General features: G+C 46.0%; 26 protein-coding genes. All 26 read left to right on the top strand.

What is annotated here, in order from left to right; translation table 11 throughout:
• Nucleotides 1-37: 37 nt before the first annotated feature.
• Complete coding sequence (locus ACRRNK_RS13950; RefSeq protein ID WP_433943329.1) at nucleotides 38-1,531, top strand: flagellar hook-length control protein FliK; 1,494 nt, start codon at nucleotides 38-40, stop codon at nucleotides 1,529-1,531.
• Between the two features lie 38 nt (nucleotides 1,532-1,569).
• Entirely contained in the window at nucleotides 1,570-2,079 is a 510-nt protein-coding gene (locus ACRRNK_RS13945; protein WP_433943328.1) for a flagellar hook capping FlgD N-terminal domain-containing protein, read from the top strand.
• Nucleotides 2,076-2,459 carry a TIGR02530 family flagellar biosynthesis protein gene (locus ACRRNK_RS13940; RefSeq protein ID WP_433943327.1) on the top strand — a complete coding sequence of 128 codons (384 nt, stop codon included), beginning with the start codon at nucleotides 2,076-2,078 and terminating at the stop codon, nucleotides 2,457-2,459. Before ACRRNK_RS13945 ends, ACRRNK_RS13940 begins: the two co-directional genes overlap by 4 nt.
• A 96-nt stretch (nucleotides 2,460-2,555) precedes the next feature.
• On the top strand, nucleotides 2,556-3,371 hold the full coding sequence (flgG, locus tag ACRRNK_RS13935; protein WP_433943326.1) for a flagellar basal body rod protein FlgG: 816 nt from the start codon (nucleotides 2,556-2,558) through the stop codon (nucleotides 3,369-3,371).
• 54 nt (nucleotides 3,372-3,425) lie between these two features.
• Nucleotides 3,426-3,650, top strand: coding sequence for a flagellar FlbD family protein (locus ACRRNK_RS13930; RefSeq protein WP_433943325.1), 225 nt, complete (start codon nucleotides 3,426-3,428; stop codon nucleotides 3,648-3,650).
• Nucleotides 3,647-4,108 (top strand): flagellar basal body-associated FliL family protein, encoded by a 462-nt coding sequence (locus ACRRNK_RS13925; RefSeq protein WP_433943324.1) that lies wholly within the window; start codon nucleotides 3,647-3,649, stop codon nucleotides 4,106-4,108. The genes ACRRNK_RS13930 and ACRRNK_RS13925 overlap by 4 nt, the downstream gene beginning before the upstream one ends.
• 43 nt (nucleotides 4,109-4,151) lie before the next feature.
• On the top strand, nucleotides 4,152-5,150 hold the full coding sequence (fliM, locus tag ACRRNK_RS13920; RefSeq protein ID WP_433943323.1) for a flagellar motor switch protein FliM: 999 nt from the start codon (nucleotides 4,152-4,154) through the stop codon (nucleotides 5,148-5,150).
• Nucleotides 5,140-6,420, top strand: coding sequence for a flagellar motor switch phosphatase FliY (gene fliY / locus ACRRNK_RS13915; protein ID WP_433943322.1), 1,281 nt, complete (start codon nucleotides 5,140-5,142; stop codon nucleotides 6,418-6,420). Before fliM ends, fliY begins: the two co-directional genes overlap by 11 nt.
• 25 nt (nucleotides 6,421-6,445) lie before the next feature.
• Nucleotides 6,446-6,811 (top strand): response regulator, encoded by a 366-nt coding sequence (locus ACRRNK_RS13910; protein WP_068619324.1) that lies wholly within the window; start codon nucleotides 6,446-6,448, stop codon nucleotides 6,809-6,811.
• Nucleotides 6,812-6,820: 9 nt separating this feature from the next.
• Nucleotides 6,821-7,339, top strand: a complete 519-nt coding sequence (locus tag ACRRNK_RS13905) for a flagellar biosynthetic protein FliO (RefSeq protein ID WP_433943321.1) — start codon at nucleotides 6,821-6,823, stop codon at nucleotides 7,337-7,339.
• A gap of 8 nt (nucleotides 7,340-7,347) precedes the next feature.
• The gene (gene fliP, locus ACRRNK_RS13900; RefSeq protein ID WP_433943320.1) at nucleotides 7,348-8,106 is read left to right on the top strand and encodes a flagellar type III secretion system pore protein FliP; all 759 of its coding nucleotides are present in this window, start codon (nucleotides 7,348-7,350) and stop codon (nucleotides 8,104-8,106) included.
• 55 nt (nucleotides 8,107-8,161) lie between these two features.
• Nucleotides 8,162-8,431 (top strand): flagellar biosynthesis protein FliQ, encoded by a 270-nt coding sequence (fliQ, locus tag ACRRNK_RS13895; RefSeq protein WP_127199671.1) that lies wholly within the window; start codon nucleotides 8,162-8,164, stop codon nucleotides 8,429-8,431.
• A gap of 11 nt (nucleotides 8,432-8,442) precedes the next feature.
• On the top strand, nucleotides 8,443-9,231 hold the full coding sequence (fliR, locus tag ACRRNK_RS13890) for a flagellar biosynthetic protein FliR (RefSeq protein WP_433946901.1): 789 nt from the start codon (nucleotides 8,443-8,445) through the stop codon (nucleotides 9,229-9,231).
• A 16-nt stretch (nucleotides 9,232-9,247) separates the two neighbouring features.
• Complete coding sequence (flhB, locus tag ACRRNK_RS13885; RefSeq protein WP_433943319.1) at nucleotides 9,248-10,336, top strand: flagellar biosynthesis protein FlhB; 1,089 nt, start codon at nucleotides 9,248-9,250, stop codon at nucleotides 10,334-10,336.
• 24 nt (nucleotides 10,337-10,360) lie between these two features.
• Nucleotides 10,361-12,394 (top strand): flagellar biosynthesis protein FlhA, encoded by a 2,034-nt coding sequence (flhA, locus tag ACRRNK_RS13880; RefSeq protein WP_433943318.1) that lies wholly within the window; start codon nucleotides 10,361-10,363, stop codon nucleotides 12,392-12,394.
• Nucleotides 12,391-13,767 carry a flagellar biosynthesis protein FlhF gene (gene flhF, locus ACRRNK_RS13875; RefSeq protein WP_433943317.1) on the top strand — a complete coding sequence of 459 codons (1,377 nt, stop codon included), beginning with the start codon at nucleotides 12,391-12,393 and terminating at the stop codon, nucleotides 13,765-13,767. Before flhA ends, flhF begins: the two co-directional genes overlap by 4 nt.
• Nucleotides 13,764-14,648 (top strand): MinD/ParA family protein, encoded by an 885-nt coding sequence (locus ACRRNK_RS13870; RefSeq protein ID WP_433943316.1) that lies wholly within the window; start codon nucleotides 13,764-13,766, stop codon nucleotides 14,646-14,648. Before flhF ends, ACRRNK_RS13870 begins: the two co-directional genes overlap by 4 nt.
• Nucleotides 14,649-14,678: 30 nt before the next feature.
• Nucleotides 14,679-16,142 (top strand): protein-glutamate methylesterase/protein-glutamine glutaminase, encoded by a 1,464-nt coding sequence (locus ACRRNK_RS13865; RefSeq protein ID WP_433943315.1) that lies wholly within the window; start codon nucleotides 14,679-14,681, stop codon nucleotides 16,140-16,142.
• Between the two features lie 31 nt (nucleotides 16,143-16,173).
• The gene (locus ACRRNK_RS13860) at nucleotides 16,174-18,243 is read left to right on the top strand and encodes a chemotaxis protein CheW (RefSeq protein WP_433943314.1); all 2,070 of its coding nucleotides are present in this window, start codon (nucleotides 16,174-16,176) and stop codon (nucleotides 18,241-18,243) included.
• Nucleotides 18,244-18,292: 49 nt separating this feature from the next.
• Nucleotides 18,293-18,754 carry a chemotaxis protein CheW gene (locus ACRRNK_RS13855; protein ID WP_433943313.1) on the top strand — a complete coding sequence of 154 codons (462 nt, stop codon included), beginning with the start codon at nucleotides 18,293-18,295 and terminating at the stop codon, nucleotides 18,752-18,754.
• A gap of 36 nt (nucleotides 18,755-18,790) precedes the next feature.
• Nucleotides 18,791-19,384, top strand: a complete 594-nt coding sequence (locus ACRRNK_RS13850; RefSeq protein ID WP_433946900.1) for a chemotaxis protein CheC — start codon at nucleotides 18,791-18,793, stop codon at nucleotides 19,382-19,384.
• A complete protein-coding gene (locus tag ACRRNK_RS13845) occupies nucleotides 19,377-19,874 on the top strand; it encodes a chemotaxis protein CheD (RefSeq protein ID WP_433943312.1) in 498 nt (165 codons plus the stop codon). Before ACRRNK_RS13850 ends, ACRRNK_RS13845 begins: the two co-directional genes overlap by 8 nt.
• 122 nt (nucleotides 19,875-19,996) lie before the next feature.
• The gene (locus ACRRNK_RS13840) at nucleotides 19,997-20,296 is read left to right on the top strand and encodes a hypothetical protein (RefSeq protein ID WP_433943311.1); all 300 of its coding nucleotides are present in this window, start codon (nucleotides 19,997-19,999) and stop codon (nucleotides 20,294-20,296) included.
• 14 nt (nucleotides 20,297-20,310) lie between these two features.
• Nucleotides 20,311-21,099, top strand: a complete 789-nt coding sequence (locus ACRRNK_RS13835; RefSeq protein ID WP_433943310.1) for a FliA/WhiG family RNA polymerase sigma factor — start codon at nucleotides 20,311-20,313, stop codon at nucleotides 21,097-21,099.
• A gap of 36 nt (nucleotides 21,100-21,135) precedes the next feature.
• On the top strand, nucleotides 21,136-22,542 hold the full coding sequence (locus tag ACRRNK_RS13830; RefSeq protein ID WP_433943309.1) for a DUF342 domain-containing protein: 1,407 nt from the start codon (nucleotides 21,136-21,138) through the stop codon (nucleotides 22,540-22,542).
• A 30-nt stretch (nucleotides 22,543-22,572) separates the two neighbouring features.
• A complete protein-coding gene (locus ACRRNK_RS13825) occupies nucleotides 22,573-22,887 on the top strand; it encodes a hypothetical protein (RefSeq protein ID WP_433943308.1) in 315 nt (104 codons plus the stop codon).
• Nucleotides 22,888-22,949: the final 62 nt, after the last annotated feature.

The raw sequence follows: 22,949 nt of genomic DNA, 5'->3' as shown, positions 1-22,949 counted from the left end.
TGCAGAACGATGATTCTATGAAGGAGGTGAAAAGAAAATGAGCCTAATTGTGAACTCATCAGCAGGGAATGGAACATCCGCTGTATCAGCGAACCCAAGCAGCAAAACAGCCCAAACGACAACTCCCCAGACAGTTCAAGGAACTGTACCTGCTTTCAATCAGACCTTGGTCCAAATGCTGTTAAGTACTTTAGGAGGTCAAGCGAATCCAGCTCAGGCAACTACAACTACATCTAATGGTCAGACTACATTAGCTGGAACTGGTACCGGGCCAACTATAGAGGAAGCTGCCGCAGATTCGGCTGACTCCCAAACCCCCTCCGCATTAGAGGATTTAGTACAGGGAGTGAGTGCTCTGGATAATGCAATCGCTGCAGATCCATCTTTAATCGCAGTACTGCAGAATTGGCTTCAGCAGGTACAGGCTTTTCTGAATCAAGCTCAATCTACAGCTGGAGACGAAGCAGGTCAAGCGACTGAGGGCATGAGTCAGGACCTTCCGCTAATTGCTCAGCATGCTGAAACACTCAGATTCGCGGTTCAGGATGGAGTTCAGCAGCTGCTTAGTCAGCTTCAAGCTCAGCCTTCCCAAGCTGCTCAGAACCTGCCACAGATTGCCCAGCTTCTTCAGTCTTTACAAACTGAAATCGCTCCTAGCACATCAGGCAAGCAGTTTAGCGATATGACAGATGACCAAGTGGCAACCTCAGTTGATTCAGAATCAGGTGTGCAAGCTGGACTACTTAAGGATCTTCTGAAATTGGCTGGTAATCGGGTACACACGCAGACACAATCTCAAACATTATCTGAAGATAACGCTCAGACAGCTCCAATCCTAGTAGCCAAAATGAGTAAAGATCAATATAGTCCATTGAATAATGTGAGGTCAACAAGTAGTATATTCCAGTCTGCTGAGACAACAGATGAAGTTGCTGGACAGGATACGGCTGGCAAACCCGCGGATTCAAGCTTGATTGTGACGGTTGGACAGCTTCAAATCAGAGATGCTGGTCTAGTTGCCGCCAAACCGCTTCAGACAGCAGTACCGGTAGAGCAGTTTGCTAAGGAAATGAGCGGTTTTGTAGTAAGCAAGTTGGATATTGTTAAGCTTCATGGCATGACAGAAGCCACAATCTCTCTTTTCCCGGAACACCTGGGACAAGTTGATGTCAAAATTACGATGCAAAACGGGCATTTGATCGCACAATTTGCTACAGAACATGCTTTTGCGAAGGATTCACTTGAACAGCAAATGAATCAGCTTCGTACAGCGCTTCAATCCCAAGGTATCCAAGTTGAGAGACTCGAAGTGACGCAGAATACATCGTTGTCCTCGCATATGTATCATGATGGACGCCAACCAGGAAGTGGGGCTGGTCAAGGCCAGCAAAAGCAAAATGGGAGACAGCGTGAACTCAGTGGTGACGATGCGGTAGCCGCGGCGGATATGACTGAGGAATGGAATGAGTGGATACGTGAAGTTCGTGCGAAGGAAGAGGATTACGGAAGTTCTTTTGTAGCCAGAGCTTAGTGTAATTCTACCTAACTAAAGAGGAAGGAGGCATAAACATGGCGGATATTACTCCAACAAATGTAACTTGGCCCAATTACTCCACAGAGAATGTGACAAAAGCCGCTGCTAAAAATAATCAGACAATGGGGAAGGATCAGTTTCTAAAAATCCTTGTTACCCAGCTCGGTAATCAAGACCCAATGCAGCCGCTTGAAGATAAGGAATTTATTGCTCAGATGGCGCAGTTCACTTCTGTAGAGCAATTAATGAACATATCGGGTCAATTGACAACGATGAATCAGAATCTCGGGAACCTCTCCGGCCTTATCGGTAAACAGGTATCTTGGATAGATACTACAGAAACCAGTGGATTTGATTTTACGACTGGAAAGCCGGTTACCACAACTACAAGTGCTAATGGAATCGTTGATTCTATTGTCATCCGCGGTGGTGTTCAATACGCCAAGGTTGGTCAGAGAGAAATTGCAATTGATAAAATTACGCAGATTAACAACGCAGAAGATACCAAGGCAGCAGCAGATGCCAATGGGGCTGGAACGGTATGAATGATCCAATCTCCGTAGGCCGCTTATTTCCTGGAAAAATACCACCTGCTACTGGCCAACGAAGCAACCCAACTGTGCAAGGCGGACAAAAGGGAGCTTCCTTTCAGAATATTCTGAATGATCAGCTGGTGAAATTCAGTAATCACGCTGTGAAAAGGCTGGAGCAGAGAGGAATTCAGCTTAAACCGGATCAGCTTAAGAAGATCGGTTCGGCTATCGACAGTGCAGCAGCCAAAGGCTCCAAGGATTCATTAATCTTAATGAAAGACATGGCGCTGATTGTCAATGTAAATAACAGAACTGTAGTCACCGCAATGGATGGCAGCAGTATGCAGAACAATGTCTTTACTCAAATTGATAGTGCCGTAGTGATTCAATAATTGTATTTCTTGGCTGGCCCGGATTCGGAAGCCAAGCTTAGCTGCCGATCGACTGAAGCAGCTTACTAGGTTCAACACTTAAGGAGGAATTATTCAATGTTAAGATCCATGTATTCGGGTGTGTCAGGTATGCGCGGTTTTCAAACCAAGCTTGATGTCATTGGTAACAATATAGCTAACGTGAATACGGTTGGTTTTAAGTCAGGACGCGTTATGTTCAAGGACATTATGAGCCAAACCGTATCCGGGGTAACTACACCTGTTGAAGGCACTAACGGGGGGGTTAACTCCAAACAAATCGGTCTGGGTACTTCAATTGGTTCGGTGGATACACTGCACACAGGCGGTAGTGCGATGACAACGAACAATCCGCTAGATCTGCGTATCGACGGCGACGGATTCTTCGCTGTCAAACTATCTCCAGACCAGGAATCTCCTTTCCTTACACGCGCTGGTGACTTTCATATGGACGCAGCACGCAATCTAGTTACTTCCGACGGAATGCTGGTGCTGAGTTCCGAAGGGGCTCCTATTACGCTTGATGCTGAAACTACGGCGTTTACTATTTCGCAAGATGGTACGATCATTCAAAAGCTTGGAGATGGAACCACAAACTCCGATGTCAAAATCGGAGTAGTGAAGGTGACGAACCCTGAAGGTCTTGAGAAAGTCGGGGGCAGCCTGTATCGCTCCACACCAAATGCAAACTTGGATGATCTTGTATATACAACAGCGAACAATGTGACCGATGGTACAGGCGCAATGGTCTCCGGGCAGCTTGAAATGTCAAATGTCGACTTGACAGGAGAATTTACAGAGATGATCGTGGCTCAGCGTGGTTTCCAAGCTAACTCACGGATTATCACAACTTCTGACGAAGTTCTACAGGAAGTTGTTAACTTGAAACGTTAATCTTAAGAACCGGGGGAGGTAGCCCTCCTCCGGTACTTTTACTGGAGGGTCGCCATGATTGCTGTCACGCGTTTGAACGGTTCACCGATGTGGCTTAATGCACTGCTAATCGAGACCGTTGAGGAAACCCCGGACACTTATATAACTCTGGTTACAGGGAAACGGTTCATCGTATTGGAAAAGTCCGCCGAGATCATGATGCAGGTGAAACATTATTACACAGAAATCGGCATTCATGCGGCAACTATTAAAGTGCAACAAACGGAGGAATTATTATGAAGAAAATGGCGCCATGGATAATCACGATTCTGCTGGCATTAATCCTAGTCGTGATGGCCGCCTACCTGGTAATGACAATGAATAACAAGAGTGGTTCAACAACAAGTGCTACTCCAAAGGTTGAAGAGAAAAAGCTGAGTGCGGATGAACTCGTGAAAGTGACAAGCACCATGGAACAGGTAAAGACAAACCTGTCGGATCCGAACTATGTCGTGATTATGGATTTTGCCTTTCAATTTAATGATTCCTCATCCAAAGAGGCCTTTGATAAGATCATGAATTTTAACGCAAAATCGATCATTATCAAAACCCTTGCGGATACAAAGCCTAACGAATTAACTGGAGCCAAAGGCAAGGACCAGCTGGCCAACAAGCTGAAGAATCTGATTAATCAGACACTCCCGGAAGGGAATATTGTTCAGATCGATATTACTAACTTCATTATGTCTACCATTTAGCATATCGAGAGAGAATATAGATCCTTTTAAGGGGGTGAGATAGTTGGTAGATGTACTATCGCAGAATGAAATTGATGCCCTTCTTGCGGCACTCTCTTCCGGGGAGATGGATGCGGAAGAACTCAAAAAAGAGGAAACACAGAAGAAGATCAGGGCTTACGATTTTAAAAGGGCCGTCAGGTTCTCCAAAGATCATATCCGGAGTTTAACAAGAATCCATGAGAACTTTGCCAGGTACCTTACCACCTATTTCTCCGCCCAGCTAAGAACCTTTGTTCAGATTAATGTCGTGCAGGTTGAGCAGCTGCCTTATGACGAATTCATTCGTTCCATTCCGAAAATGACGATTCTTAACATTTTCGAGGCAGAGCCACTTGAAGGCAGGATGGTTCTGGAGGTTCATCCCAACGTGGCATTTGCCATGCTGGACAGGCTGCTTGGTGGAATTGGCACCGCTCCAACCAAGATCGCGAATTTAACAGAGATTGAGACGATCATAATGGAGCGAATATTCAGCAGAGCTTTTGAAAGTCTGCAGGAGGCTTGGAAGACGGTAATCGATATTTCTCCGCGAATGGAAGCACTGGAGACTAACCCGCAGTTTATGCAAATCGTGTCTCCCAACGAGACCATAGCTCTTATATCGCTAAGCACCAAAATCGGGGATACCTCAGGAATGATTAACCTCTGTATTCCTCATGTGGTTATCGAACCGATAATGCCAAAACTATCCGTTCATCACTGGTTCGTCTCTCAGAAGAAATCCAGAGCACCGGAAGAAGTGGAGGCGCTGAAGCATCGTGTTAACAAAGCGAAGCTGCCAATCATTGCAGAACTTGGGGAATCTCAGTTATCCATCCGCGAGTTCCTGGGACTTACGGTAGGTGACGTTATCGCACTGAACAAGCCGGTGCAGGAGGGACTTTCCATCCGGGTTGGTGAGAAATTGAAGTATATAGGCAGCCCGGGTACGATGAAAGACCGTGTCGCCGTTCAAATTGATGAAATTGTCAATGAAGGAGTTGAAGGATTTGACGAGTAAAGACTATTTGTCCCAGGAAGAAATCGATGCCTTGCTGAAACAGGCTGGTCAGAGTGGATCTGAAGAGAAGACGGTTGATGATTACCTGTCCGCACTGGAACAGGACGCTTTGGGAGAGATCGGAAATATCACTTTCGGCAGTGCCGCAACCGCGTTGTCCACGCTCCTCAGTATGAAAGTAGATATCACGACCCCGAAAGTCTCGATTATTACCAGAGAACGTTTTGAAGCCGAGTTTCCTAAGCCTCATGTAGCGATTCATGTCACTTATGTGGCTGGATTTGAAGGAATTAACTCATTGGTTATCAAGACGAGAGATGCTCAGGTCATTGCTGATCTCATGCTTGGAGGCAGCGGAAATCCTGCCGACGAGGAGCTTAACGAGATTCATGTCAGTGCCGTGCAAGAAGCGATGAATCAAATGATGGGCTCTTCAGCGACTTCCATGTCGACGATTTTCAACCGGTTTGTTAATATTTCGCCGCCGGGTATCGACATCTTGAACATGGAAAGTGGAGATGGGGTAAGCAACCTTCCGTCCGATGAAACACTTATTAAAATATCATTTAGACTAACCATCGGAGATTTGATTGATTCGACGATCATGCAGCTTCTTCCGGTACAATTTGCCAAAGATATGGTTAACAGCCTTATCGGTGGCGGCGCGCCTGAACCTGCACCTACACCTGCGCATAAGGAAAGCGCACCGGTCGCAGAATCAGTATCTGCACCTGTTCAGGAAGCGCCAGCTAGTTATCAGCCGCCTGCACAGCAGCAGCCACCTGTACAGCAGCAACCACCTGCAGCGCAGCCGCCGGTTCAGCCGCCTTACCAGGCTCCATATCCGCCGGGAGGGCACCAGCAGCAGGATTACTATCCAGGTCCGAATTACCCGCAGGAGAGACCTTATGCGGAGCCTCAGCATTATGGCGGTGTACCGAATCGGAATTATAATGTGCAGCCAGTTCAATTTTCAAATCTCCAAGCCCCTTCAATGGCGCATGTAGATGAAAATAATTTGAACTTACTGATGGACATTCCCCTTAAAGTCACCGTAGAATTAGGTAGGACCCAAAAACAAATAAAGGATATCTTAGAACTTTCTCAAGGATCCATTATCGAACTAGACAAACTAGCTGGTGAACCTGTCGACATCCTGGTAAATAACAAATTGATTGCCAAGGGTGAGGTAGTCGTAATTGATGAAAATTTCGGCGTACGCGTCACAGATATCGTAAGCCAGTGGGACCGCATTCAAAAATTACAATAGAGAAGGTTAGGGAGGATTTAAATCAATGGCAAATCGAATTCTTATCGTGGACGATGCTGCATTTATGCGTATGATGATCAGAGACATTCTGACTAAAAATGGTTTTGAGGTAGTAGGGGAAGCACAAGATGGAGCCCAAGCGATTGAAAAATATAAAGAACTTCGTCCTGATCTGATTACTATGGATATTACCATGCCAGAAATGGATGGAATTGCAGCACTTAAGGAAATCAAGAAAATGGATGCTGGAGCTAAAGTGATTATGTGTTCCGCGATGGGTCAACAGGCCATGGTTATCGATGCTATCCAAGCGGGTGCAAAGGACTTTATCGTTAAGCCTTTCCAATCGGACCGTGTTGTTGAAGCCATCAACAAAACGCTGGGTGTGTAGGACAGGCCCATGAACCTGGCCATTTCAGATCAGACAGGGTTCGATAGCGGTAATTTCTACTCAAGTCTAATTACAGTTATTGTTGTTCTAGCTGTCATTATTGTTCTGATCGTTCTATTAATCCGCTTTTTAGGAAGACGCAACCGCTTTTTCTCAAAAACTCGCTCTATTAGAACGGTAGGAGCTGTAGGACTTGGACCTAATAAATCTCTTCAGGTAATTGAGATCGGGAATACCGTTTATCTTATCGGTGTAGGCGAAGATATTTCCCTACTCGATAAGATTTCTGATCCTGATGAGGTTGAAGTTCTGATTAAATCCTTTGAAGAAGAGGCGCCGGAATTCGGAAACCTCACATCCGCTCTGTCCGGCTTAGTATCCCGGTTCCGTAAGGAGCCTCCACCCGAGGGTGAGGAACTGGTAGAGACTCCTTTCCATGAGGTGTTCGAATCCAAGCTTCGCAAACTGCCCAATCGGAAGCAGCAAATGGAAGAGTTGCTGCAGGACGAACAAACTAAAGATCGGTAGAGGGTTCAATGAAGAAAAAGGTCGTTATTGTCGCTTTACTTATGATGCTATTAAGCGTTTTTTCCACAACTATAGCTTCAGCAGCTGATCCGATACCGAACATTAGTGTACAAGTCGGGGATTCAGATGGGAGCAAGCCTAGCACGAGCTCACTATCCATCTTATTGCTCATTACTATACTCAGTGTGGCTCCGGCCATACTGGTATTAATGACAAGCTTCACCCGGATCGTCATAGTTCTTGGCTTTGTGAGAAGTGCGTTAGGTACTCAGCAGATGCCTCCCAACCAGGTGCTTGTGGGTCTTGCGTTATTCTTGACGTTGTTCGTAATGAGCCCAACACTTTCTCAGATTAATGATGTAGCTCTTCAGCCATATCTGAAGGGTGAGATTACTCAGACCGCAGCGCTTGAGAAAGCGGCTGTGCCGATGAAGAAGTTCATGTATTCTCACACCCGAAATAAGGATTTGCAGCTGTTCATGAGCTATACGAAGACAGAAAAGCCTAAAAGCTACGAGGATCTCCCGATAACAGTACTTGTTCCGGCTTATGCGATCAGTGAACTGAAGACTGCGTTTCAAATGGGATTCATGATATTTATACCTTTTCTAATTATTGATATGGTAGTTGCAAGTACGCTTATGGCGATGGGAATGATGATGCTCCCTCCGGTAATGATTTCACTGCCGTTTAAGATCCTGCTGTTTGTGCTTGTTGACGGCTGGTATTTGGTCGTCAAATCTCTGCTAGTGAGTTTTGGCACATGACAAGCGTTGCAGCATCACAGGCGTGTATCACACTAAGAGAACAAGGGGGACGGTTATGAGTTCGGAGTTTATTATAGGGTTGGCCGGACAAGCCGTTTATACCGTATTGGAAGTCAGTGCACCGATGCTGATTTTAGGCCTGGTGGTAGGTTTGATTATCAGTATATTTCAAGCAACCACCCAGATCCAAGAGCAGACACTAGCATTCGTACCCAAAATAGTTGCTGTCCTGTTGGCTCTCTTGTTGTTCGGTCCGTGGATTTTAACTACACTGGTTGATTTTACCTCTGGAATACTAAGTAACTTATCCAGTTATATCGGTTAGCCAGCATGAACATGGATATGTTGCTGCAGGGGTTTTCTGTTTTTTTGCTTATCTTTTGTCGAATTGCATCGTTTTTTGTGGTAGCCCCTATCTTTGCTTCGCGATCGGTACCGGCAACGTTCAAAATTGGATTATCCGCCATGATTGCACTGATTGTCTATTTGGTTAGTGGAATTAACGAGACTGTTCCAGTGGACTTAACTTATTTTCTGTTCATTGTCCGGGAAATACTGATTGGGTTATTGATGGGATATGTTGCTACTCTTATGTTTTCGGTCATTCAAATGGCCGGGGCATTTATCGATATTCAGATTGGGTTCAGTATAGCCAATGTTATTGACCCGATGACAGGGGCTTCTGCCCCGATGATCAGTAATTTCAAATATATGGTGGCCACGCTGCTGTTTCTAAGTATCAACGGACACCATTATCTGCTTCAAGCCATCATGCGCAGTTATAATTGGATTCCGCTGAACAATGATTTTTTTAGCCGGATAAACAGTGGTAACTTATCTGAGTTTTTGCTGAGGACGTTTAGCGAGTCGTTTGTTCTAGCATTTCAGATGTCGGCACCGCTTGTAGTCGCCTTGTTTTTAACAGATGTGGCCTTAGGATTCTTGGCGAGAACAGCGCCGCAATTTAACGTATTTGTAATTGGCGTACCCTTGAAGATTATTGTGGGATTGCTTCTGCTTATACTTCTTATGCCAAGTCTTATCTATGCGTTTGAATATTTATTTCAGGTGTTGTTCAAGTCTCTTGAGAACCTGATGGGGGCAATGGGTCAAAGACCGGGTTAAGCAAGGAGGGAGTTATTTGCAGTTCAGATATGCACTCGACCTGCAGCTATTCGCTGACGATAAAACAGAGAAGGCGACGCCGAAGAAACGGCAGGATGCCCGCAAAAAAGGTCAGGTAGCTAAAAGCATGGATATTTCGGGAGCGCTGATCCTGCTTACTTCCTTTCTATGTTTAATGGCCTTTGGAGGATTTCTAAAAACTAGAATAATATCCCTGTATACGGATGTATTCATTAATCGATTGTCCATGGATGTGACAAAAGAGAATGTAATGGCTCTATTCGGCAATTATGCACTGCAGATTCTGCTAATGCTTGCGCCGTTGTTTGTAGTAGTCATCATAGTAGGATTAGTCGCGAACTATGCTCAAATCGGCTTCATGCTTAACGGTGAAGGCTTGAAGTTGAAGTTTAGCAAGCTGGATCCAATTAAAGGCTTCAAAAATATTTTTTCTATGAAATCATTCGTAGAATTTCTGAAATCAGTACTTAAACTTACCGTAATCTGCTTTCTGGTATACACAACGATCTGGGGAGCAAGAGGCGATATTGCCAAGCTTGGCCAGCTTCCTGTGGAAGATACGTTTTCTTTTGCGGTAAAATTAACGTTTGAACTAGGAATTAAGACGGCAGCCGGGTTGTTCATTCTGGCAATATTGGACTTCTTATATCAGAAATACGAGCATGAGAAAAGCTTGAAGATGTCAAAACAGGACATCAAGGATGAGTATAAAAAAATGGAAGGCGATCCGCAGATTAAAGGGAAAATCCGTGAAAGACAGCGTCATATGGCCATGCAGCGTATGATGCAGGAAGTACCCAAGGCGGACGTTATTATTACGAACCCGACTCACTTCGCGGTAGCGTTGAAGTATGACGGTACTCAGATGGAGGCGCCTCAAGTTGTTGCTAAAGGACAGGATTTTGTCGCTCTTCGAATCAGGGAGATTGCGAAAGATAATGGGGTTACAATTATGGAAAACAAGCCACTGGCACGCGCATTATTTCAACGATCAGAGATCGGGGACAGCATCCCCGCGGATTTGTTCCAAGCCGTTGCTGAAGTATTGGCCTATGTATATAAGCTCAAAGGTAAAGTCAAATAATTCGGGATGGGAGGCGGGGAACGTATGAAAATAAAAGATATTTCGATATTGCTCGGAATTATCGGCATTGTACTGATGATGATCCTCCCGATCCCTACCTGGCTGCTGGATGTCCTTCTGGTAATTAATATTTCACTGGCTATGATGATTCTTCTTGTAGCTATGAATACCAAAGAGGCTTTGCAATTCTCCATTTTTCCAGCAATGCTGCTTATCACGACGTTGTTCCGTTTGGCACTTAACGTTTCAACAACCAAGTTGATCCTGGGACAAGCTGAGGCGGGACATGTTGTAGCTACATTCGGGAGCTGGGTGTCGCAAGGACAGCCTGTAGTCGGCTTTATCGTCTTTCTGATCCTCGTGGTCGTTCAGTTTATTGTTATTACGAAAGGCTCTGAACGTGTTGCGGAAGTTGGCGCACGCTTCACCCTGGATGCGATGCCAGGGAAGCAGATGAGTATTGATGCCGATTTGAATGCGGGTCTTATCAATGAACAGCAGGCCAGAGAACGCCGCCGCAAAATAGAACGTGAAGCTGACTTTTACGGGGCCATGGACGGAGCGAGTAAGTTTGTAAAAGGGGACGCGATTGCGGGCATTATTATTCTCGTGATTAATCTCATTGGTGGATTCATTATTGGGGTTGCCATGCACGGAATGCCTTTTATGGACGCTCTCTCAACCTATTCCCTGCTTACGATCGGGGATGGTCTTGTCAGTCAAATCCCGGCTCTGCTTATTTCGACATCAGCGGGTCTAATTGTAACCCGTGCTTCTTCGGAAGGGAATTTGGCAGATGACATTACTGGACAGCTCTTTATTTATCCGAAATTAATCTACATTGTCGCAGGTACGATCACCGCGCTTGGGATATTTACACCAATTGGTATCCTTTCCACACTGCCACTTGCGGCCCTCTTGGCTTATGCGGCTTGGCGGATGCAGAACAATATGAATCAGCGCCAGGTTGCTCAAGAACAGCAGGAGGAGGAACAACAGATCGAAGAGGTGCGTAGTCCTGAAAGTGTGATTAACCTACTTCAGGTAGATCCAATTGAATTTGAATTCGGGTATGGTCTTATACCGCTGGCTGACACACAGCAGGGCGGGGATTTGCTTGACCGGATTATTATGATTCGTAGGCAGTGTGCGCTGGAAATGGGACTCGTGGTACCGGTTATTCGGATACGCGACAATATCCAGCTTAGACCGAATGAATATGTGATTAAGATTAAAGGGAATACCGTGGGCGGCGGCGAGCTGCTGCTTAACCATTACCTGGCAATGAGCCCTGGATATGACGATGATTCCATCACGGGAATAGAGACACAGGAGCCAGCGTTTGGGCTGCCGGCTCTTTGGATAGATGAGCCTACTAAGGAACGTGCCGAATTATCCGGATATACCGTCGTCGATCCGCCTTCTGTCGTCGCTACTCACTTAACCGAAATGATTAAGAGACATGCTCATGAGCTGCTTGGCCGTCAGGAGACGAAGACACTCATTGATAATCTCAAGGACAACTATCCAATTCTTGTGGATGACCTTATCCCATCTGTACTCTCTGTGGGGGATGTGCAGAAGGTTCTGGCCAAGCTACTTCGGGAGAAGATCTCTATTCGTGATATGGTGACGATATTTGAGACTCTTGCAGATTACGGTACCTACACAAAGGATCCTGATGTACTCACAGAATATGTAAGACAGGCGCTCTCCAGGCAGATCACGCAGCAGTTCACTCAGAATGGGGAGACCATGCGAGTGATCACCGTGGGCCCTACGCTTGAGAAGAAGATTGCTGAAAGTGTACAACAATCGGATCAAGGCAGTTACCTGGCGCTGGATCCTGTATCCACGCAGACGGTATATCAGAAGCTGACTGAGCAGATTAATAGACTTATTCAATCAGGTCAGCAGCCGATTGTTCTAACATCTCCAACGATTCGAATGTATTTGCGCCAGGTTATTGAGCGGACGATGCAGGACATTCCGGTCCTGTCATACAGCGAACTGGAGCCGAATGTTGAAATTCAAAGTGTCGGAGTGGTGAATCTATGAGAGTAAAGAGATATATCGTCGAAACAATGCCCGATGCGATGCAGAAGATTAGAACCGAGCTTGGCAAGGATGCAGTGATCTTAAGTACCAAGGAGATGAAGATAGGCGGGTTCCTTGGAATGTTTCAGAAGAAAAGAATCGAGGTTATTGCGGCTACTGAGTCGGGCGAAACGGCTCAGCAGCCGGATAGCAAGCCCCGCCAAACCGCTTATCCTGCGCCTGTAGCGAGAGCAAGCGTACCGGCAGCTTACCGCAAATCCGCACAGATTATAGAGGATGAACGGAAAGATCAGCCGACGAATGCTAATGTACCCGCACCGGCTCACTCGGCTGCCTCTTCCCCTGAACGGACTCAGATGGATAGACAGGAAGCCACAACAACACAAGAGTTAATTGTAGATAACCGGAAGATTGGCGCTGTGGCTGAGGATTTATCTACTAATAATACTAAGCGAGTAACACCTGCTGGCGCCAGAGAGATCGCTGCCACAGGTTACAAGGATGATCGTCTATTTGAGGAAATACAGCAGATGAAAGCTATGATGACTAAGCTGGCTTCTCGCAATAACGGGGAACCGGAGCTTCCAACATCATTTATCGAAATCCAGCATCGTCTCACAGAGCAGGGAATCTCATCTGAATTAGTTGAGGAATGGATTTCTAATGCGTATCTGCAATGGACGGACGACAGGCCAATAGATGAAGAGAATGCATTAAGACTCGTTCAGGAGCAGATTCATAACTTTTTAAGGGGTAGAATTGGAACAGGCATATCAGACAGCAGCCGAATTGTATATATCGCCGGCCCTACCGGGGTAGGGAAGACGACCACGATTGCGAAGCTTGCAGCTGATCAGATTTTCCGCAAACAAAAGAAAGTAGGATTTATAACAGCAGATACCTATCGGATCTCCGCTATCGAGCAGCTTAGGACATATGCCTCGATTCTGAATGTGCCTATTGAAGTGGTTCAATCTCCTGGAGATGTGCACCGAGCTGTTCAGCGCTTCCAGCACTGTGATCTTATTTTTATGGATACCGCGGGACGTAATTACTTAAATGAGCTGTTCGTGGCTGAACTGCATAGCCTGCTTAACCGGGATGAACAAAGTGAAACCTACCTGGTGCTGAGTCTTACTTCCAAGAGCAGGGATATGAAGAAAATCACAGAAAACTTCAGCCGATATGGATTAGATAAAGTTATCTTTACAAAATTGGATGAAACAGATACTTGCGGTCCTTTATTTAACTTGATTCGTGAGTATCCGCTTGAGCTGACATACTTGACCAATGGGCAAAATGTTCCGGATGACCTGCTTACCGCTACACCAGACTTGTTGATTCAAGAGCTCCTGGGAGAGCGAACAGAATGAACGATCAGGCCGAATCTCTCAGACAATTAGTATCGTCCATGGAACAGCAGGAATATCAGAGGCCCCCAAGGAGTGCGCGAGTTATTACAGTCAGCAGCGGAAAAGGGGGAGTTGGCAAGTCCAATTTCACATTGAACTTCGCCCTCGCCCTTAAGGCTCTTAACAAGAAAGTTCTACTATTTGATGCAGACATCGGAATGGCGAATATTGATGTGTTGATGGGGGTAAGGCCCAGATATAATCTCTATCATTTATTAAAAGGCGAGAAAAATATACGTGAGATTATTGAGCATGGGGTTGGTTCTCTTCCTTTTATCCCGGGAGGTTCCGGCTTGGCTGATCTGTTCACGCTGTCGGAATCGGACCTGAACTATTTTACAGAGCAAATTGAAGAAATCTCAAGTGAAATGGACTACATTATCTTTGATACTGGCGCGGGTTTATCGAAAGAAACTTTGAAGTTTATTACCGCTGCAGATGAGTGCCTAGTTGTAACAACTCCAGAGCCAACTTCAATTACTGATGCATACGCACTCATTAAAGTGGTTGGCGGTATGGAGGACGTCGTTCCGTTCCAGCTAATGATTAATCGGGTTGAGAATGAGAAAGAAGCAAGGCAGGTCGCCGACAAAATATCTCTGGTCGCTCGTAAGTTTCTGGATATAGAAATACCGATGCTAGGGTTCATGAGTGATGATAATCATGTGGTACAAGCTGTAAAAAAACAAGTTCCTTTTACTGTAGCTTATCCTAACTGTAATGCCTCACGCGATATACAAAGGCTATCCGCCAATTATATAGCGAATGGTATGACGCAAGAAGCAGGTACCTTGACGGGAATCAAAGGATTTTTACACAAATGGCTAAAACGGACAAAATGATTCTTCATGATAGGACAGGAGGAACAAGACATGAGCCCTTATCGCATTTTAGTAGTTGACGATTCGGCGTTTATGCGAAAGATTATCTCAGATTTGATTGAGCAGGACCCTATGCTCAAAGTAGAGGGGACAGCTCAAAACGGGAAAGAGGCAATTAAACGCATTGCACAATTAAAGCCTGATCTAGTAACGATGGATGTGGAAATGCCGGAGATGAATGGTCTTGAAGCACTTCGGCAAATTATGGCGGACAAGCCGATTCCGGTTATTATGCTGTCAGGCATTAATGAAGAAGGTATGCGGGAGACCATCATGGCTCTTGAACTTGGTGCGTTCGATTTCATTCGCAAACCTTCGTTGACGACAAGCTCACAAGGTATTGATGAAGTTGGAAAGGCGCTTCGGGAGCAGATTGTTACCGCTATGCAAGCCCAGGAACGAAGGGAAGCGAGAATAGAGGCAGAGTTAGCAGCCTTGGCGAAAGCTAGAACAATCCCTGAACCTTTAAAGCTTCCGATCTCATCACCGGGTAAAGCTGTGCGGGAGAACAATGATATTGTAGAGAAGAAGCCTAAAGATAGTTTGGAACTGGCCAAGGTTAAGCCGCTGGAGAAGCCCACGGATAAGATCCAGAACAAGCCGCTTCGAAGTATGCCGGGAGCGTCAGAACAATATGGTAGACCTCAGGTCAAAGATAAAGGCGGATTGTCTGGCGGAACGGTTCCAGAGCCAGCTCAAATCTCAAGGATCTTGCCAAAAAAAGACACAGAGGAGCGCGTACCGACATACAGCAGGCCACCAGCTGAAGGCGATGGGGCACACGTTAGAGGGAATACGGATTCTCATAACGGCAAGACGTTAGGGCACGAAGTGGCTGGAAGACAAGATAACAGACCAACAAGCCACGATCGTTCCAGCAGTTATACCGATATCGTTGCTATTGGAAGCTCAACCGGTGGTCCGAAGGCGCTCAAAACGCTGCTTGAAATGATCCCGGCAGACTTTCCGGCACCTATTGTGATCGTTCAGCATATGCCGCCAAATTTCACACATTCTTTGGCACAGCGCCTAAACAGCCTGAGCCCGCTTCAAGTAGTTGAAGCTGAGGAAGGAATGGAAATTAAACGGGGATGGGCCTATATAGCCCCTGGAGGCTATCACATTACAGTCAAACCATCTAGCGGTGGGTACCGGGTGGCCTTGAACAAAGACGAGCTCCGCAATGGTCACAGACCTTCTGCTGATGTTCTGTACGAGTCACTCCAGCCACTGGAGTCCCTCAAGCGGCATATTGTTCTGCTGACGGGTATGGGAAGCGATGGAGCAAGAGTCATGAAGCGGTTGTATGATGCGGGAGTGACCTCCACCTTTGCGGAGAGTGAAGAGACCTGTGTGGTGTATGGAATGCCGCGATCCGCGGTGGAGTTGAAATGTGTGAGTCATGTATTACCGCTTCATGAAATTGCGCCAAAACTAGTACAAGTAGTGAAATAACGGGAAGTTATCCTTGAGGAGGTGTCTCACCATGGACATGAATCAATATTTATCCATGTTTATTGATGAGTCAAATGATCATCTGCAATCGCTAAATGAGAAAATGCTGGAATTGGAGGACAATCCGGAGGATATTTCTATCGTTCAGGTTATCTTCAGATCTGCTCATACCCTGAAGGGTATGGCTGCAACCATGGGTTTCGAGGATCTCGCATCCCTTACACACCAAATGGAGAACGTGCTTGACCTCGTGCGTAATGACAAGCTGAAGATGCAGGATTTTATTTTTGATACCTTGTTCAAAGGCTTGGATGCGTTACAATCCATGGTTCAGGATATAACCCAGGGCGGGGAAGGTAAAGCGGACGTTACATCGATTGTTGCTAACCTTCAAGCCATAGTCAGAGGGGAGAACCCCTTGGCTGCTGCACCTGCTGCCGCGTCAGCCGCTAAGAACAGCGCTGGGGAGAATTCGCTCCAGCTGGATGAATTCCAGTATTCCGTATTGGAACAATCGATAGCAGAAGGCCATCAAGTTCTCTATATCGAGGTGGGAGTCCGTGAGGATTGCCAGCTTAAAGCGGTTAGAGCTTATATGGTATTTGACCTTCTTGAACGCTTTGGTGAAGTGGTGAAATCGCACCCAACCGTACAGGATATCGAACAAGAGAAGTTCGATCGTAGTTTCTCGCTCTATTACATAACACAAAAAGATGCATCTGAGCTGGAAAGTATGATTTTGAATGTTTCTGAAATTGGTAGTGCCAAGGTCATTGCCCTTGATGCAGAATCTCTCAAACAAATCTCTCAGAGTGGTGCCTCTGAAGCAGCTGTGACTGTGGAAGCCCCACCAGCACCAGCAGCCGTTACTTCTGCACCAGCCGCACCTGCTGCACCGGCTCCCAAGCCAGCAGCTTCCGGGGATGGCCCAGCACGGAAAGCAGCGGCACCTTCGAGAACAATTCGTGTAGATATCGACAGACTTGATGTGCTTATGAATCTGTTCAGCGAGCTTCTGATTGACCGAGTTCGATTAGAGCAGCTTGCTGGAGAGATTAAGAGAACAGAATTGACCGAGACAGTAGAGCATATGAGCCGGGTTAGTACTGACCTGCAGAATATTGTTCTTAAGCTGCGGATGGTTCCGGTTGACACTGTATTCAATCGATTCCCCCGGATGGTAAGAGACTTGGCTAAGTCACTTAACAAGAAGATTGATCTTGTAATTCTTGGCGCAGAAACGGAACTGGATCGCACGGTTATTGATGAGATCGGCGATCCGCTGGTTCACCTTTTGCGTAATGCCGTTGACCACGGTGTTGAGACAACCGCTGACCGTATTGCTGCTGGAAAGTCAGAGACAGGTACGGTGCAGCTCCGCGCCTTCCATAGTGGTAACCATGTATTTATTGAAATTGAAGATGACGGATATGGGGTTAACCGGGAGAAGGTTGCTGCGAAAGCGGTCAAGAACGGGGTTATCTCATCTGATGAGGCAAATTCACTTACCGATGATGAAGTGGCACAGCTGTTATTTGCCCCAGGCTTTAGTACAGCAGAGGTGATTTCCGATATTTCGGGCCGCGGAGTTGGGCTGGATGTCGTCAAGACCAAAATTGAATCGCTCGGCGGTACGGTGCTCATTACTTCCAAGTGGGGACAAGGGACGAAGTTCTCGGTGCAGCTTCCGCTCACACTCTCGATTATTTCAGCGATGCTGATTAAGCTCGGAAGCGAGAAATATGCAATTCCTCTATCCTCAATAGTAGAGACGGGAATTATCAAGCGCAATCAAATACGCACGCTGCATGGATACACCATGGTACCGTACCGGGATGCTCATATTCCACTCCTCTCATTGGCGAATATATTCGATGTAGCTGACTTTGATGAGGCTGGAGAAGAAGAAACCGAGATTGTTGTAATTCGTAAGGGTGAACGGCTGGCTGCATTGACGGTAGACGAGTTTATCGGCCAGAACGAGATTGTAATCAAAAATCTTGGGAACTATCTTCCTTCCATCCCGGGTGTTGCCGGTGCAACCATTTTGGGTGATGGACAGGTTGCTCTTATCATAGATCCTAATACTTTCATTAAGTAGTAGGAAGTTAGCTTGAGTACTAGCGCATAACCATTAAGGAGGAATTACAATGGGACAAGACATCAAAGTGATTGTGTTCAAACTTGGGGAAGAAGAGTACGGAATTGAAGTAGATAAAGTGCAGACAATTGAACGGATTTTGCCGATTACCCGGGTTCCTAAAACATTTGCATTTGTGAAAGGGGTTATTAACCTTCGTGGTGTAGTCATTCCTGTAATCGATCTGCGTGGACGCTTTGGTCTTCCTGAAGCAGAATTTACGGAGCAAAGCCGGATTATCATCGTGGCCGCCGAGGAATTGGAAGTCGGATTCATTGTGGATTCCGCTAACGATGTTATCGATTTGAATACGGATATTATTGATTCTCCACCAGAAGTAGTTGGAGGAATTAAAGCTAAGTACCTGGATGGCGTTGCACGTATCTCTGATGAACGACTCTTGATCATGCTTAATCTATCTGAAGTGCTGAATAAGAACGAGATTATTCAACTGGAAAGTTTAGAGGGCTAAGCCGTGGACTTTTTCAAGGACTATGCGGAATTTAAAATGGATATTTTGAAAGAGATCGGCAATATCGGGGCTGGTAACGCCGCTACCGCATTGTCTTGTCTACTGGACAAGCCGATTGACATGGCGGTGCCAAAGGTACAAATGCTCCCATTCGAAGCTATTGCCGACAAAGTCGGCGGTGCAGAGAAAATCGTGCTCGCAATCTTCTTTCGTGTGGAAGGAGATGCCCCAGGCAACCTGTTCTTCATATTGAGTCCAGAAGCGGCGAAGAAGCTGCTTAGAAGATTCGCTTATCTTACTGTGGAGAATGAGGAAGAGTTCACAGAAATGGAATGGTCGGCCTTGTCGGAAATCGGAAATATTCTGGCGGGTTCCTATCTATCCTCTCTCGCTGATTTTACACGTCTATCCATGTCTCCTACGGTGCCGGCGCTTGCAATTGATATGGCAGGAGCGATTCTAAGCTACGGACTTCTACAGTTTGGTGAAATGGGCGATGATGCTCTACTAATAGATACGACTTTCATTGAGGGACAACAGGAAGTGGAGGGTCAATTTTTCCTTATTCCTGATCCTGAATCCTTTGACCAAATTTTCACCGCCCTGGGAGTGCCGAAGAATCATGATTGATCAACAGCGCGTTATTAAAGTAGGAATGGCCGAGCTTGATGTTATTGAGAAAGAAGGGCTCATACGTACAATAGGACTCGGTTCCTGTGTAGGGATAACTCTCTACGATCCATACGTTAAGATCGGGGGGCTGGCTCACGTCATGCTTCCTTCCTCAGATATTGCCCGTGAGGGAGCTCTCAATATAGCAAAATATGCGGATACGGCTGTTCCTGCAATCTATCAGAAAGTGTTGGCTCTTGGAGCATCTCCCAAACGCCTCGTGGCCAAGATGGCTGGCGGTTCCCAGATGTTCAGCTTTGCGGGGAAAGGGGATGCCCTCCGAATTGGACCCAGAAATGTCGAGTCCTGCAAGGTGAAGCTTGAAGAGCTCGGCGTGCCTCTCATTGGCGAAGATACGGGAGGTAATTACGGTCGCACGATAGAAATGGATTGTGAAACGGGTATATTATTCATACGCAGTGTACAAATGGGTAAAAAGGAATTGTAGCCATGGCTGGAAAAATAGGGTTTAACTGGTTGTTTGGAGCAATTGGTTTTATAATTACTTTCATAGTATCTTTCAGCAATAATATATTAACGACAAGCTTTATACGAAGCTGTATAGCATTTGTGGTTTGGTTTATATTGGCTTTTGCCCTCAGATGGTTGCTCGGATTCCTGCGCACTTCTCCCTCGGAACCTAGTATTTCCGAGATCGAAGCTGCTGCGGATGATGAGGACCTGGGAACTATGCTGGATTTGACAACGCCGGATGAGACTGAAGAATTGAACGATCTTTTGAAGCAAAAACCTGATGTACCCAGCGAGCCAAGTGGATTCTCACCGCTCAATCCGCCGAAACTTGTCAAGACATCCGAGCAGGATCCTGAAGAGATGGTTAAAGCCCTTCGTCACCTGACAGAAAAATAAGGAGGGTGAGGTAATTGAACGAGCGTAAATCAATGCCTCTTAATTACGCCGATGTCTGGGAAAGATGGAAGGAACACGGCGATATCGAGGCAAAAAAGACACTGATTGAGAAGCATCTTCCGATCGTGGACTATGTGTCAGGCAGGTTGGCTGTGGGACTTCCCAAAAATGTATCCAAGGATGATTTAGCCAGCAATGGTGTAATGGGGCTAATTGATGCTGTGGAGAAATTTGATTATAAACGCGGACTGCAATTTGAGACCTATGCGTCTTGGAGAGTCCGCGGTGCTATATTGGACGGGCTTCGCCAGGGTGACTGGGTTCCGCGTTCCGTAAGAGAGAAAGCAAAGAAAATCGAAGAAGGCTACCAGCAATTGGAACAGCAGTATCTTCGTACAGTTTCCGATGAGGAAATGAGCAAACATTTAGATGTCTCGGTAAAAGAGTTTCAGCACATGCTACAGGAAGTTGCCGTAATGACCCTCTGTTCCTTGGAGGACCCGATACGGGAAGAAGATTCAGAGACAAGACTCTCTCTTCTCGTTGATGACAAAGCCAAGAATCCGGACTATAAAGTCCGCGAGTTTCATTTAAAAGAATCACTGACTAAGGGAATCGAGAAATTGACTGAAAAAGAACGTACAGTCGTTTCTTTACTTTATTATGAAGATTTATCACTGAGCGAAATTGCGGAGGTCATGTCATTATCCCCTTCGAGAATTTCTCAGTTACATTCCAAAGCGATCCTAAGGCTTCGTGGCAGCTTGGATAAACAGCGGGATCTGTTAATGCAAGATGACTAGAGTATTAGACGAATTAGAGGAATGAGGGAGTATGGGATGGGTGAGCACGTAGATTTAAAGCAATATTTAAGTATAGCGCTTTCAGAAGATAAGAGTTCGGCCTACCTCAAATTAATTAAGGATGAAGAAGGCTTTAATTGCAGCATTGAACAGCTGCAGAACTTTTTATCGGCTAACGGAATTACTCACGGGATTCAGCCTGATGCTTTGAATCGCTTTGTGGCGAATCCTGCTGATTCCGCATTCCAGCCTATTCAAATTGCTGAAGGGGTAGCTCCTGTCAAGGGTGAGGATGGATTTGTTCGTTATGCGATACCTCTTGATGATGAGCAGCATGGACCTAACGAGAATGAAGACGGAAGTGTGGATTACAAAGATGTGGTTCGCCTGAACAATATGCATAGAGGACAGCTGATTGCAGAGCTTGTTCCTCCTGTGCCTGGCAAGGCGGGATTGGCCGTTACCGGGGAAGAGATTCCTTTTAAGCCTGGTAAAGAGGCTAGATTCAAGATCGGTAAGAACGTTGTTCTTAACCCGGAACAAAACGCTTTATATGCCGCGATTGACGGATTAGTAACCAGGACGGACAGAGGGAAGATTAATGTTTTTCCCATTTATGAAATTAACGGTGACGTTGATTACAACATAGGTAACATTAACTTTGTAGGTACCGTCATTGTTCGTGGAAATGTGCTGACAGGATTCCGGATTTCGGCTGCAGGAGATATTCGTGTAGTTGGCGGTGTAGAGGGAGCTGAGTTAGAAGCTGGCGGCTCAATTGAAATTACTGGTGGGATTATCGGCTATAACAAAGGGCATGTCAAAGCCGGCCATAATGTGAAGAGCGGCTTTATTCAAGATGGAAATGTCTACGCCGGTGAAGATATATTGGTAACCCAAAGCATTATGCATTCCAACATTAGAGCAGGCCGGGATGTGATCTGCAGCGGTACCAAGGGTCTGATAGTTGGCGGTAATATTCAAGCTGGAGAGAAAGTGATCGCCCGCATTATTGGTAATCCCATGTCTACGACCACGACTGTGGAAGTAGGTGTCCTGCCTGAGCTGCGTAACGAGCTGGCTGAACTTAGAAATCACTTCAAAGAGAATTTAGGGAATCTGGATAAGACCGATAAAGCTCTGACCTTGCTTGATCAGCTGGCGTCAGTGGGTAAGCTGAATATGGAAAAGATGCAGATGAGAGCGAAGCTTGGTTTAACCAGGAAGCAGCATCTGAGGGAGCAGTCTGAGATCAAAGAGCGAATGCTTGAAATTGAGAAATCCCTGGAGGACACCAGCAAGGCAAAGGTCCATGTGCTTAAAATGATTTATGGCGGTTCCAAGATAGTGATCGGACGCTATACAAAATTTATTAAAGACCCGATATCCCGAATGACCTTCTATTATAGTGAAGGTGATATATCTATGTCTGCATATATCTAACATACCTTTTCTCGAAATGGTGGGGATCTAATGGATTTCAAATCGGTTGAGTTGCAAATTGCAGTACCACGAACGAGCGAAGCCGGCCGGATCCAGCAGGATGCGATGCACAGGCCAATGCACCATCAGCACTCATTAGAGAATCAGAACATCAAGAACAGCGACCGGGAACGGAAGCGTAGTGCGCAGGTGGATGAATCCTCTCATGCTTCCATTAAAAATGAGCATCGGCATCCCAACCACCACGAGGGTAATCACCAGCAGATGGAAGATACCCAAGAGCAGGAGAAGGATAAGGCGGCTGAGCATCCTTTCAAAGGACATCATCTGGATCTTTCTTTATAAAGCAGGGTGAGGTTTCGCACACTTTGAATTCCTTCATTAACAGAAAGCACCTGTAGGTGCTT

Origin of the sequence: Paenibacillus sp. SN-8-1, assembly GCF_050995535.1 — a bacterium.
Taxonomy (GTDB): domain Bacteria; phylum Bacillota; class Bacilli; order Paenibacillales; family Paenibacillaceae; genus Fontibacillus.
This window is presented reverse-complemented; position numbering and strand designations above follow the sequence as displayed.